This is a genomic window from Pirellula sp. SH-Sr6A (assembly GCF_001610875.1).
Taxonomy (GTDB): domain Bacteria; phylum Planctomycetota; class Planctomycetia; order Pirellulales; family Pirellulaceae; genus JBKCUI01.
Map to the genome: position 1 here is coordinate 2724321 of NZ_CP011272.1, position 13318 is coordinate 2737638.

Annotated in this window: 8 protein-coding genes; 3 read left to right on the forward strand and 5 right to left on the reverse strand. The window is 54.7% G+C overall.

The genetic code is table 11. The features are described 5' to 3' along the window. Positions 1 to 11: 11 nt before the first annotated feature. The 4 genes from VN12_RS10700 to VN12_RS10715 all read right to left on the reverse strand — a co-directional run bounded on the left by VN12_RS10700 (position 12) and on the right by VN12_RS10715 (position 5450). Positions 12 to 1361, reverse strand: coding sequence for a hypothetical protein (locus VN12_RS10700; protein WP_146676791.1), 1350 nt, complete (start codon positions 1359 to 1361; stop codon positions 12 to 14). Continuing rightward, complete coding sequence (locus tag VN12_RS10705; RefSeq protein ID WP_146676792.1) at positions 1358 to 3928, reverse strand: ABC transporter permease; 2571 nt, start codon at positions 3926 to 3928, stop codon at positions 1358 to 1360. The genes VN12_RS10700 and VN12_RS10705 overlap by 4 nt, the downstream gene beginning before the upstream one ends. Before the next feature lie 27 nt (positions 3929 to 3955). After that, on the reverse strand, positions 3956 to 4954 hold the full coding sequence (locus tag VN12_RS10710) for an ABC transporter ATP-binding protein (protein ID WP_146676793.1): 999 nt from the start codon (positions 4952 to 4954) through the stop codon (positions 3956 to 3958). Positions 4955 to 5024: 70 nt separating this feature from the next. Next, entirely contained in the window at positions 5025 to 5450 is a 426-nt protein-coding gene (locus VN12_RS10715) for a GntR family transcriptional regulator (protein WP_146679878.1), read from the reverse strand. Between the two features lie 256 nt (positions 5451 to 5706). On the opposite strand from VN12_RS10715, the gene VN12_RS10720 reads away from it, so the two are divergent. Together VN12_RS10720 and VN12_RS10725 are read left to right on the forward strand one after the other, a co-directional pair. Beyond that, entirely contained in the window at positions 5707 to 7593 is a 1887-nt protein-coding gene (locus VN12_RS10720; protein ID WP_205855246.1) for a rhamnogalacturonan lyase, read from the forward strand. Between the two features lie 109 nt (positions 7594 to 7702). After that, positions 7703 to 9145: a sodium:solute symporter gene (locus VN12_RS10725; RefSeq protein ID WP_146676794.1), complete on the forward strand. Its 1443-nt coding sequence runs from the start codon at positions 7703 to 7705 to the stop codon at positions 9143 to 9145. Positions 9146 to 9224: 79 nt separating this feature from the next. Here the strand turns inward: VN12_RS10725 and VN12_RS10730 are convergent, their stop codons facing one another. Continuing rightward, positions 9225 to 11663 carry an ATP-dependent helicase gene (locus tag VN12_RS10730; protein WP_146676795.1) on the reverse strand — a complete coding sequence of 813 codons (2439 nt, stop codon included), beginning with the start codon at positions 11661 to 11663 and terminating at the stop codon, positions 9225 to 9227. Between the two features lie 201 nt (positions 11664 to 11864). On the opposite strand from VN12_RS10730, the gene VN12_RS10735 reads away from it, so the two are divergent. Continuing rightward, positions 11865 to 13280, forward strand: a complete 1416-nt coding sequence (locus tag VN12_RS10735) for a magnesium chelatase (RefSeq protein WP_146676796.1) — start codon at positions 11865 to 11867, stop codon at positions 13278 to 13280. Positions 13281 to 13318: the final 38 nt, after the last annotated feature.

Sequence of the window (13318 nt, forward strand, 5' to 3'; positions counted from 1 at the left end):
CGGACATCGACCTAGCGCAGGATGACGAGATTCGACGGCTTGCCGTTTTCATCATCCTTATGTACTTCAACGGGCCGCTGCGGACTGAGATTGCCCGTACCAAAGTCTGTGGTCCATAGATAGGCTGTTCCATCTTCTACTTCGTATCCGTAGCGTCCCCCTTCCACGAGTTGCACGTCGGCCGGTCCCAGGTCGACGTCGTGCAGATCGGAGAGGCTCGTCGGCCACTGCTGCTTGCGAAGCTTATACAACCGAATCGCTACTGCCACGCGTGCCCATTGCCGAGTATTTTCGGTTCGAACAAAGGCGTTCGCCACCGATTCCACCGCAGGGAAAACCATCCCCATATAGACGGCCGAACCATCGAAACTGGGCCCAGACATATGATCTCGGATCCGTTCGTTCAGTTCCCTACCTGCCGTTTTCAGCGATGCGAGAGGGACTCGATGCAGTCCCGCAACTTCATCCATCCAGTTCAAATGCTTCAGTCGGCCGCTAGGAGTCAATGGAAAAAGAGTGAGGGCCATTTGCTCGCCTGCGCGCCACTCACGAGACGAGAATGTCCCGCTCAACGCACGCTCCCCGTGGATGCTGTTCTTCCATCGCTCCGGTGTGTAATGGGGTGATTTCAGATCGGAAAGAAGTTTCTCCAGATCCGCTTCGTTCCATTGATTGTGGGTTAATGAACGAAGGATGGACTCGGTGTACATACCTCTCAGCGCAGCAGTAATTAGTTCTGAGATTAGAAAACCCGGCGAATCGAAGACCTTGGAAATTCCTAGCATCGCATCCAAGTCCTCCATAGCCCGATGCGTATCCCCGGTGTAATAGGCGTATTCAAAATCGAGCATCAGCAGCCGAGAAATCGACCTCGCTTCCTGCAAATGAACCAAAAGTGTGTCCACTCCGTGAAACTCGATAGGAAAGTACACAGGCTTCGGAAACTTCAATGCCTCCAAGATTTGTGCTCGTACGGGCTTCATAAGAGAGAGGAATCCTGCCACGTTTTCGGCATCCCCCCACTCCGCGCCTGAACGAAGTTCGAAGGGCAATGGGTGGTCGCTTCCGAGGATGGGCAGATCTTGAGCGACGCTGGATATTTGCATCGCGGAGATGACGTCTAGCCAAGCTTGCGTTCCCTCTTTATGGGTGCCCGCCTGATACCAGGAATCGAGCGACGCGTCATCGTAGGGTTCACCCGTTTGTTGGTACGATGCAATCTTCTTCTGGAGATCGGAAGCGGCCCGCCACTCGTAGAGTCCCAGCGCAAGGGCAGCCATGAGCGCGACCGCGAGCGGAGTTGCAGCGATACCGACCCAAATCTTCCACGACAGGAATCCACTTCGTTGCTTACGTCTCATGGCAATGTCTCCTGTAGATCTTTTGCAAAGGCCTCGGCGGTGTTTTCCCAATCGCCAAACCAAAGGGAGCCAACCGATCCTCGCGAGATGGGAATCGGCTCGTAATAGGAAAGGTCGGGAGTATGTCCCGTTTTCCAGAATTCCTGGTACGCTTGAAATTCGGAGTTGGCAGGGGAACGGTTCCCTGACTTCAGGAATCGATAGAGTCTCTCCACCGCCAGTCCGACCCGTCTCTTGCGCACCAGTTCTGCTGACAGCAGAGCTGTTGTCTGAATCTGTGGTATTTCAATCCCACCCACTTCGGTAAAGTCATTGACCCTCCACCCAAGTGAATCTCGCCACCCATGTGAATCTCGTCGTGAACGGACTCGATTCGCCATGGCTTGATCCCAAGACACCGCCAATGCCTTCAGTCGAGCCTCTTGCCGGCCTGCTTTATCTCCAAGTTCCCGCAGTACCGATTCGAGCAAGGCCTTGTCGAGCAGTGAGCGATTCGCGGGATCCGCGATCTCGCGAACCATGGCGCGCTCCACTTGATCAGCCAGTTCCTGACTCACGAGTTCCGTTTGTTCCCGGTGGCTCGTGGCGATATGCAAGAGGAGCGTCATCACCTGTTGGTAGCGTTCGGTTTCCACCCCGATTCGGTCTTCCGGCGGGTTGTCAGCCAACACACGCGAAGTGCGTCTCAATGTCGCGATCCAGCTCTGGATATAGTAGTACGGAATCTGAGGGCGAAAGCTGGGAGTCGAATAGAGATCTAACAAGCTCTCCACGTGCGAATCGATTCGCTTGTCCCAATCGATAGGGTCAGGTTTGCTCGGTGGCTGAACCAGTGCGACCTCGGAACCTTCTCCTTCCAAGACATCTCCTCCCAATCCCGCTCCTCCCATTTCTGGCATGGACTCCGGTGTGGGCGATCGTCCAAGAGAGTTCCATTGGATCGTACTATTGGCGCGGATCACAGGCGTTCGCCGTGCGAGTTCCGTAAGCTCTCGAGACGCCTCGTTGGAGATAGAGGGGTACGTCAACACCGTGGTCATAAACGGAATGGCAGGAATAACACACGCCAACAAACCAAAGCCCGCGTGCTGCAGATAGGTGCGCGTGGTGTAACGGGCATCCATCCACGGTCGCATCATCGCACGACTGGCAAAGAACAGGATCAGCACGGAAGGGATCAGCCATAGATATCCTGTTCCTAATGTGCTGAACGCGAAAGCCAAGGCGGCCATGGTCCCCACTCCTACCGCAGGGGCGACGCACATATTCAAAAGCGAGCTACGAAAGATCTGCGATACCCACTGCGTCGCGCTGTAAATCGCGAACATCCCCCCCAGAAAAACAAACATGGGAAAAGGAGCCAGACCTCGTGAACTGCGCCCGTTCGGCCCGGTTAATAGAAACCATGCCAGCAACAAGGAACCAAACCCGACGATCACAATGCACAGAGGAAAGAATTGCCGCGTCCACCAAATCACTCCCGGTGCAACGCCTCGGTCAGCCAGAAACTGAATCCGTTTGTTGCTCCCATCGCTGCCGAAGGTCGAGGCCCCCAACCACGTGAAGACGATAAAGTTCGGTACAACTAGTATCCCAGCCAATCCACCATCCTTCTCCCACGCCAGAATAAATGCGGAGAAAAAGGATAGGACGATGAACACAATACTCACCCAGAGCATTCGGTTCTGCCAACCGATCTGCCAAAGCAAGCTCGGAGCGACAGGGAGCGGACGCCACTCGTCCGTGATCGTTTGCATCCGAATTCGAGAGGGTGCGTGATAGGTGAATTGCCCGAACCATCTGTTCGGCGCCGAAACAAAAGAGTTCCGGCCCCAAACTCTTCCGAGCAGGATCAGGACGATAGCGGATCCCAGATAAACCAAACCAGCGCCTAGGGGTGACTGCATCCAGACTTCGCCAGTACGTGAGGTAACCACCATCGCGATGACGAAAACAGGTAGAATTGCGAAGGGAATCATCATCACCAGAGCGACCCAGGCCGTTTTGAAAATCCATCCGCTCACCATGCTCGCAACCAAGAGGAAGAGTGAATTTACAAAGTACTTTATTCCCAGGTTTCCGATGCTTTCATAGAGCCCGGTATGGATTCGATTGTCGAAAATATCGGGGCTGGCAATCGCTGCACTGAGAAGACAACCTATCCAACAAAGGATCAACCCCACCAAGCCGCTAACGAACTTTGTCATCACAATGCGCGGCGCCGAGATGGGCAACGAACTAAGCCAGGAAAGAGTGCGAAGCTCCTTTTCTTGCCCGATCAACATCGCACCGGCACCTACAGCAAACAGTGAAGGCATCAGCACCAAAGCCGCTTGATGGAGCGCTGTATTCGACAATCCTGGATTGAGCGCTGCGTGAATTGCTCCGATCAGCTGGAGCATTGCACCAACAGCTATCAAGGCCCATAGGAGAGGCAATATCTGACGAAACTCCTTCCAAAACAGTCGCCACGGCATGGAAGACCATGTTTGAGGACTCCATCGTGTCGCGGTTGGTTGATTGCTCGAACGAATCGTCGTGGCATCAGCACCCGAATAGGTATTCATGATTGACCTCGTTGTTTTGGGTGATGGTTACGAAGCGTGGCGGTCGGATTGTTCCGAATCGACGTCCGAGATCGATTCCGCAATGGCGTTAACAGGGCTAGTCTGTGTTAACGCATTCGCAGAACGCTTCGCCCCTTCGGACCCTCGCGTGCACGCTACGAAGACTTCTTCAAGGGTCGCAGGGCGCGCGCGAATTCCGGCGACTCCCGGCCAGCCTGCAACCGCTTGGTGCAACGTGTCGCTCCACCCCCGGACAACCCATCGGATCTGACGCCCGGTCTTCTGCTCGCTTAAGACTTCCGCAGGCTCGGAAAGAAGCGGAAGGGTTGTAAGAGGATCATGGATCGAAAGCGTCACTTCACTGACACTCTCGCGAAGGGAGGCCAGATTGCTGACCAAGCGAACTTTTCCTTGATGCAAGATCGCGATGTAATCCGCCACCCGCTCCACTTCGCTGATCTGGTGGCTGGATAGAAGAACCGTTTTGCCGCTCGCAGCTCGCTCGACCATGCTCTCCATGAATTCGCGTCGTACGAGAGGATCCAAGCCCGAGGTAGGCTCGTCCAAGATGAGCAACTCGGGGTCATGGGCAACCGCGAGGGATAACGCCACCTTCGCGCGCTGCCCTTTGCTCAAATGTTTGATTTTGCGATCCGATGGGAGTTCGTAACGGACGATCGATTCCCGAAAACGATCGAGAAACCCCGCGGGGTAAAACGACGAGGCGAACCAGCCAATCTCATCGATGCGCATCCAATCGTACAAAGCAGGTGCGTCGGAGACATAGCCGACGCGGCGGCGAATCTCCAACGCATCCTTCACCGGATTGAGACCAAGGATCGTACAGCGTCCGCTGCTGGGAATCTGATAACCGGTGAGAATCCGAATGAAGGTCGTTTTTCCCGCTCCGTTCTCACCCAGCAATGCAAAGACGGAGCCATGCGGGACGTTCAAATCGACGCCTCGCAGCGCATCGCACCCCCGGAAGTGCATCTCCAAACCTTCGGCAACAATACAGTCGGTCATCGTCCTGTTCCTCATCTGAGAGTGATGGGCCATTGAATAGATGTGTTTAGAAAAGCCACACCCCGAAGGGCTAGGAGGCCGTCTCGCTCGCCGATAAGGAAGCGATGGTTTGAACCGTAGGCACCAGCTGCTTAAGCTGCTTCCGGACGATCTCTTCGATCTCAACTCCGGACAGCCCACCGTGCAACGCTTCAGTCAGTACCGCCCGAAGCCGGTCCGCGATGATCGTCTTGCGATCGCTGCGACAAATCTTCGGGGCTCCTTGGCAAACGACCAATCCACGCCCCCGGAGCGACTCGAGAATTCCCTCACTTTGAAGCTGCTGGTAGGCTCTGGCAATCGTGTTGGGATTGAGAGCCAACTCCACACTCAAACTTCGCACGCTGGGCAGAAGCTGGCCAGGACGAAGCGATTCTTCGGCGACAGCGAATTTGACCTGCCGCACAATCTGCTCATAGATCGCCACGCCATTGTTGGCATCGATCGAGAAAAACATCATTCGACTCCTGCGTAAAATGCAGCACTAGTGAACTAGCTCAATAGTACACCAGTTCAATTAGCCGAGTCAAGCAATTTGCAAAAAGTTTTTGACGGACTTCGTTCCAGCCCGATTAACTCCCTATATGCAGGGCGATGTTGCCAGATACCGCTTGAGAAATGCCATGCAGGTCGCTGGTGTACAATCGGGTATCCTCAAGACGCGGGTATCCTCAAGACGATTGATGCACGGTTTCTAAACCAGGGACTTGAACATGTTCCAAAGAAAATACAGCGCAGCGGGCGCCGTCGTTGTCGCGGCGCTCTGTGTGGGGCTTACCACGCCGCGTTGCACCTGGGGCCAATCTCCACAACCTCGGCAACAGGAATCGTTAGACCGTGGCTTCGTCGCATTCTTCGATTCCGATTCCAGCGCTGTGGTGAGTTGGAGGCTGCTGTCAAGCGAATCGATGGAATCCAAGTTCTTTTTGTTCCGCACGGTCGACGATCGAGAGCCCGAGTTGGTGGAGGGACACGATCCTCTGGGTCCGACTTGGTTTCGTGATTCGAACTGGAACACGACCGACGCGGTGACTTATTCTTTGCGAGCATCCGCCGATGCTTCATCCCCTCCGCTCGCGTCTACCAAACTTAGTCGCGCGAACCAATCGATCGGCTACATTGCGATACCCTTGCAGCCTCCAGAGGGCTACCACGCCAATGACACCTCAGTAGGCGATTTGGATGGCGATGGTCAGTACGAATGGGTCGTGCACATGGTGGGTCAAGGACGCGATAACTCGCAGGGTGGGTTTACAACCGAACCGATCTTGCATGCTTACAAGCTGGACGGAACGCTCCTATGGGCCATCCATCTCGGCAAGAACATTCGTGAGGGTGCACACTACACGGCGTTCTTGGTCTACGATTTGGATGGCGATGGTCGCGCCGAAGTTGTTTGCAAGACAGCCGATGGAACACGCGACGGAAAAGGAAATGTGTTAGGCGATGCGACGGCCGACCATCGGACTCAAGAAGGAAGGCAAGCGGGAACGATTCTTGCCGGTCCCGAGTTTCTTACGGTTTTTGATGGCCAAACGGGAGCGGCGTTGGCGTCTCACGACTACATTCCCGCGCGTGGAAATGTGCGTGCATGGGGAGACGACTACGGCAATCGATCCGAAAGATACTTGGCCGGTATCGCCTATTTGGACGGCGAACGGCCGAGCATCGTGATGTGCCGCGGCTATTACACTCGATCGGTGCTAGCGGCCTGGGATTATCGCGACGGGAATCTCCAGTCGAGATGGGTGTTCGATTCCGACGATGGGACTCCGGGGAATGAAGCCTATCGCGGACAAGGGAACCATAGCCTTTCGGTCGCTGACATCGATCAAGATGGCAAGGATGAGATCATTTACGGGGCTTGTGCGATCGATGACGATGGCAGGGGGCTGTATTCGACTGGCTTCGGCCACGGAGATGCCTTGCATGTCACCGATATCGACCCTGCTCGTCCAGGGTTGGAAGTGTGGAGCATTCACGAGAACGAGAAGGGAGACGCTGCGCGCCCCGGCGTAACTCTCTTTTCTGCGAAGGATGGAGCCGTGATCTTCCGCGATGCAATAGGGCGAGACGTCGGGAGAGGCATGGCCGCTGACATCGATCCTCGGCATCCAGGCGTCGAAGTCTGGGGCGGCTTGAGGAACGCCTTCAGTAGCAGCGGCAAGAACATCGGCGCAGCCCCTCGTTCTACCAATTTCGGAATTTGGTGGGATGGCGATTTGTTGCGTGAGCTGCTCAACGGTGTGGATATAGCGAAATGGGATTATCGCGAGGCGCGCGAGGTACCCTTGTTCTCGGGGCGCGAAATGGGGCTGATTGCCAACAATGGATCCAAAGCCAACCCCTGCTTGTCCGCCGACATTCTGGGAGACTGGCGTGAGGAATTGGTAGCCCGCACGTCTGACAGTCGGGAGTTGCGGATTTACAGTACCCCCCATCCCACCACGATCCGCCTCCCCACGTTGATGCACGATTCCCAGTATCGATTGAGCGTGGTTTGGCAAAATGCAGGGTACAATCAACCTCCCCACCCGAGCTTCTTCTTGGGGGCCGGGATGTCCACGGAGAGGTTTCGGGATTCGAAAACATCCGAATAATCCCAAGCGCAAGCGATCGAATTACGGGGGTGAGAATGGGCGCTGCGTGCTCGATCCGGCATAATGCCCCGGTTGCCACTATGCAGCTTCGATCCTTTTGAGTTCATCCATGAGTCCAACTTTACTGCTCGTTGTCGTCTTCGGGTACTTTGGCGTCCTTCTGGCGATTGCTTGGTATACCGCGCGCGGAGCGGGGGAACACGCCTTCTACAGCGGCGAACGCAAAAGCCTTTGGTGGGTCGTCGCCTTTGGGATGGTCGGGACATCCCTCAGCGGGGTCACGTTTGTCAGCGTGCCAGGTAGCGTTGCCAAAGAAAGCTGGAACTACCTGCAGATGATTCTCGGATTCGTCGTCGGCTATTGGATTATCGCGGGAGTTCTTTTACCGCTGTATTACCGATTGGAACTGACGAGCATTTATGGCTATCTCCGAGAGCGATTGGGGAACGTTAGTTATCGGACTGGGAGCGCTATATTCATCCTGAGTCGACTGCTGGGAGCGACGGTCCGCATCTATGTCGTGCTCAATGTGATCCATGTTTTCGTGCTCGAGTCGATGGGGGTCCCTTTCATGGTGACCGCCTTCGCCGTCTTGCTCATGATATTCCTGTATACGCTGCAGGGAGGGGTCAAGACGATTGTCTGGACCGACACACTACAAACACTGTTCATGCTCGGTGCGCTGGTGGGGACCATTCTGTACATCCTGTACGATCCCCAGATGAGCGACTGGTCCACGCGTCTTCGCGAGAGCGGAATGGCGACAATTTTTAATTGGGACTACAAGGACCGTTTGTTCTTTTTCAAACAAGTCATCAGTGGGATCTTTGTGACCATCGTGATGACAGGCCTCGATCAAGAGATGATGCAAAAGAACTTGAGTGTCCGCACTCTCTCCGATGCCCAAAAGAACATGCGCGTCTTCAGTATTGTTCTGGTCATCACCAATTTGCTGTTCTTGTTTCTGGGTGCTTTGCTGTATCTCAAGGCTGAACAGATGGGGATCAAACTCCCCGCGAAAAGCGATGACCTGTATCCTACTTTAGCGCTGCAGTATTTCCCTGCTTGGTTAGGGCTGGTGTTCATCATCGGATTGATCAGTGCGCTCTTTCCGAGCGCCGACGGGGCGTTGACCGCGCTGACCGCGAGTACCTGCATTGATTTGATTGGCATCCGAGAGCGTGGATGGAGCAACGAGAAGCAGAGCCGGGTACGCAAATGGGTTCATGCTTCAATCGCAGTCCTCTTCTTTGGATTGGTGATGTGGTTTTATTCCCAGCAGAACGACTCCATCATCACGCTCCTTTATCGTCTCGCTGCGATCACGTATGGCCCATTGCTGGGACTATTCGCGTTCGGACTCTTTACCAAGAGGATGGTATACGAACCGCTTGTTCCAGTGGTCTGCATTGTCGCTGCGGTATGTGCGTATTTGCTGAGCGTCTATAGCAAGACATTATTTGGGGGTTACGAGATTGGGTTTGAAACGCTCCCGATCAACGGTCTCTTCACCTTCCTCGGCCTTTTGGCGATCAGTCGCCGGCCATCGTGATGTCCAGCACGAGTGAGTCGCAACAATCGATTCGGGCCAACCAAAGGGATGAATGGATTTTCCAATTGGCAAGCGTCGACTAGGGTTCAATGAGCTGCAGCGGAGACTTGCTGAGTTGGAAGCTTCGCAGTTCCCCGTTTTCAAACGAGACGCGAGCCATGCGACGGGCGCCATGGCCATCTACCGACGCGACTTGCCCGATTCCATATTCCGGATGTCGAACGATAGAGCCTTGTTCGAACAACCCCACTTCGACCCCTTCTTTGGTCGTAATGGTTTGAAAATGGGAGCCGGATTTTAAGTTTGGTAGCCCCAGTTTTCCCCGCAGCTTTTGCAACACGGCGTTTCCTGTTTCGGACGGTTCCGGACTGGGTTCTTCCATGGGAGCGGCATCTGGGACAAATTCGCTTCCACCATCGTCTTGATTCCACTCATCGCAAGAGAGGAGCACTGTTTTCTTCCCCATCGGCTTCGACGGTTTCTTTGTTGGTTTTTCAGAGGGCTCGAATTCATCGATCCAAGGGTCTTCTTCGGAGCGTTGATCGATCTCGTCCATGAAGGAAATATTGAAGGCGTCGACATCGGTGCGATCGATCATTTCGAGTTCCGCTCGAGGCAACTCCATGGCAAACTGGCTAGCGGACCCGACGCGCGCGTTGCTGAATCCCCGCTGTTTGGCCATGCTGAGCTGCAACCAACGTTTGGCCCGTGTGATTCCGACGAAAAGCAACCGTCGCTCTTCTTCTAATTGAGAGGGATCATCCATGGCGCGGATGTGAGGCAGGATCCCATGTTCGACCGCGATGACGAAGACATTTTCAAACTCTAGCCCCTTTGCCGCATGGAGGGTCATCAAGGTGACTTTGTTGTCCGAGTCCTCGAGACCATCCGCATCGGCGATCAACGTGACTTGTTCTAGAAATCGTTCCATCGTATTGCCATCCTCCGATTCGCTATCCGCTTGTGCGGCATCCGCCCGGAGTTCATTGATGTTACCGATGATACTCTCGTCGGGGGTCTCGGATTTGCGAGCCGTGAGGTATTGAATGTAGTCCGTTTCCTGGAGCATGCAGTCGATCACCGCGACCAGCGGCCCCGACGACAGGTGCACCATTTTGTCATAAGTCTTCAGGAATTTATCCGCTCCCGATGCGGCCTTCTTGCTGAGTACCCCCCGTTCAATGGTCGCGCGCAAGGCGACCAACATGGGGATCTCCCGTTGACGAGCGAGATCTCGCACTTTCTCGAGCGACTTATCCCCAAGCCCGCGCGTCGGGACATTGACAACCCGATCGAACGCAACATCGTCGGTCGGATTATGGACCAAGCGTAGATAGGCGAGTATGTCTTTGATTTCTTCACGATGGTAGAAACGGAAGCCACCAATGAGTTGGTAATTCAATTTGCATCGCAAGAGTGCTTGCTCCATGAGCCGCGACTGCGCGTTGGTTCGGTAGAGGACCGCGAAGTCTTTGGCTTTTGCGCCGTTCTCCAAAATTTCCATCGCAATATGCCGCGCGATATCGTCCGCCTCCTCGCGATCGCTGCGATAGGTACAAAAACGAACCGATGCACCCGATTCGCAAGTCGGCTTCAGCACTTTCGCTTTGCGCCGCGTGTTGCATGAGATCAAGCTATCTGCGACAGAGAGGATTTGGGGGGTGCTGCGGTAGTTGTGTTCCAATCGGACGGTACTCGACTGAGGATAATCCTTCTCGAAGCTCAAGATGTTCGAGATATCCGCTCCGCGCCAACTGTAAATCGATTGGTCTGGATCACCGGTGACATTCAGATTCGGGTGATCGATCGAGAGACCGCGAACGATCAAGTACTGAGCAAGGTTGGTGTCTTGGTATTCATCCACCAGGATGTAGCGATGTTTTGCGTCCAAGTCCGATCGGAGGTCGGGGTTGGAGCGAAGGATGTTGGCCGTGTGCATCAACAAATCGTCGAAGTCGACGGCGTTGAATTGGCGAAGGAGTTTTTGGTAGATGGGGTAGACTTTACTGATGATACGATCGTGGTCTCCGCGCACGGTTCCTTCGAAGATCTCAGGGGAGATCGCTTTGTTTTTCAATGCGCCGATGCGTCGCCCGATGTCCCCTTGGTTCAAGTGCGTGAGAGACACGTTCGCTTGTTCGATCGCTTTCTTGAGAGCATTTTTTGAGTCGTCGGTGTCGAAGATGGTAAAGTTCGGCGCGATGCCAACCATTTCGCCAAAGCGCCGTAGAAATCGCGCGCAGTAGCCGTGGAATGTTCCCATCCAGACCGGGCAATCATCGACCATACGGTCGAGGCGCGCTTTCATCTCGCGCGCCGCTTTGTTGGTGAAGGTCAATGCGAGGATTGAGTAGGGCGAGACACCTTGATCGAGCATGTATGCAATGCGATGCGTGACGACGCGTGTTTTGCCGCTCCCGGGGCCGGCCAGGGTCAAAAGCGGTCCTTCGATGTGCGTCACCGCCTGCCGTTGCGGTTCGTTCAGCGAGTCGATGATTTGGGAGGTCGTGAGGGCCATAAAGTTGCAATCCCTTACTCAATCTTGAGACGCGTCGGATGGATGGTGCCGGGACGCGTTCGACTGAAAAGCATCGCATCCGACTGCGAGACATTATCCGGCATTCCATCCAGGCGAGCCAGCCTTCTTGTCCGTGCGCTATAATCAGAGCGGTGGAAAATGATCTCAACCTGATACGCGACTCCTTCAACTGCGATTGCTATGGAAATCACATCTCTCCCGAAAAATCTTGCTGAGCTCCGCGCGAGCGGTTGGAAGAGCCGTAGCGTCAAGGAGGAGATACGCAGCAATTTTTTAATCATGCTTTCTTCCGGTGAACCTCTTTATCCTGGGATTGTCGGGTACGACGACACGGTGGTTCCGGAGCTCAACATCGCCTTGCTCGCAGGGCACGATTTGCTCTTTTTAGGGGAGAAAGGGCAGGCCAAGAGCCGGCTGATGCGAACCCTCGTGCGGTTTCTCGACGAATTCATTCCTTATATCGATTTGCCCAATTTGCCGCTTCACGAGGATCCCTACCATCCCATCACGGCGGCAGGGAAACGGGCCATAGAAACCTTGTCCGAGCACGAAGTTCCCATTGGTTGGTGGCATCGATCGGATCGGTACGTGGAGCGTTTGGCTCCTGGGACCAAGTTCGCGGATGTAATCGGCGAGATCGATCCTTCGAAATTGACCGGCGGGGTAAGCATGAGTTCGGAGGATGCGTTGTACTTTGGATTGATTCCGAGAATGCATCGCGGAATTTTCGCCATGAATGAGTTGCCGGAGCTCGACGATTTGGTCCAGGTCGGGTTGTTCAACATCCTCGAAGAGCGAGACGTTCAAATCCGAGGTTACCCGATTCGATTCGATCTCGATATTTTCATCCTTTTTTCTGCCAACCCCAGTACCTACAACCGGAGCGGAAAGGTGATTCCCCAGTTGAAGGATCGGATTGGGTCGATCATCCAGACCCACTATCCTGCCGAGCGGGAGCAGGGGATCGAGATCTTGAAGCAGGAGGCGGGGATCCCGCTCGATGGCGATTACCCCGTCCAAGTCCCCTATTTCATGATGGAGATCATCGAGGAAATCACGACACAGGCACGGAAATCGAAGTATGTCGATCAAGCTTCCGGGGTCTCGGCTCGTTTCTCGTTGGCGAATTACCGAACGATGATTGCATCCGCACGGCACCGAGCGGTGTTGCTCGGGGAAGCGCTCGCCGTCCCCCGCATCAGTGATTTGGGGCACCTTTACACCTCCGCTCTAGGGAAACTCGAAGTCGATTTGATGGGTTCCCATCAGATGAGCGAACGCAAGATTTTGGATGCTCTCATCGCCAGCGCCATCCGGACAGTGTTCGAGCAATACGTCGACCAACACGGCATGGAACCGATCGCCGAGATTTTCAATAAGGGGGTTCGCATCGAGGTGGGAGATCTACTACCCAGCGAACATTACGCGGAGCGGCTTAAGCATGTCCCACCCGTGTGGGAAGCCGCCTTTGAGGTAAATGCCTCCTCACACCCTGCCATACGGGCATCCTGTATCGAATTCGTCTTGGCCGGACTGTACAGCTTGGATCGCATCAGCCGGGCGAGCAAGCATGGCAAAGTGAGTTACGAAGTTTGAGAGCCGTCTTTAGGCTACCAAAGAACCGGGAGGCATGC

Bases quoted from the DNA above. Each gene is read 5' to 3' on its own strand.
- VN12_RS10735 (WP_146676796.1), top strand. From the start codon at position 11,865: ATGGAAATCACATCTCTCCCGAAAAATCTTGCTGAGCTCCGCGCGAGC.
- VN12_RS10710 (WP_146676793.1), bottom strand. From the start codon at position 4,954: ATGACCGACTGTATTGTTGCCGAAGGTTTGGAGATGCACTTCCGGGGG.
- VN12_RS10720 (WP_205855246.1), top strand. From the start codon at position 5,707: ATGTTCCAAAGAAAATACAGCGCAGCGGGCGCCGTCGTTGTCGCGGCG.
- VN12_RS10715 (WP_146679878.1), bottom strand. From the start codon at position 5,450: ATGTTTTTCTCGATCGATGCCAACAATGGCGTGGCGATCTATGAGCAG.
- VN12_RS10725 (WP_146676794.1), top strand. From the start codon at position 7,703: ATGAGTCCAACTTTACTGCTCGTTGTCGTCTTCGGGTACTTTGGCGTC.
- VN12_RS10700 (WP_146676791.1), bottom strand. From the start codon at position 1,361: ATGAGACGTAAGCAACGAAGTGGATTCCTGTCGTGGAAGATTTGGGTC.
- VN12_RS10705 (WP_146676792.1), bottom strand. From the start codon at position 3,928: ATGAATACCTATTCGGGTGCTGATGCCACGACGATTCGTTCGAGCAAT.
- VN12_RS10730 (WP_146676795.1), bottom strand. From the start codon at position 11,663: ATGGCCCTCACGACCTCCCAAATCATCGACTCGCTGAACGAACCGCAA.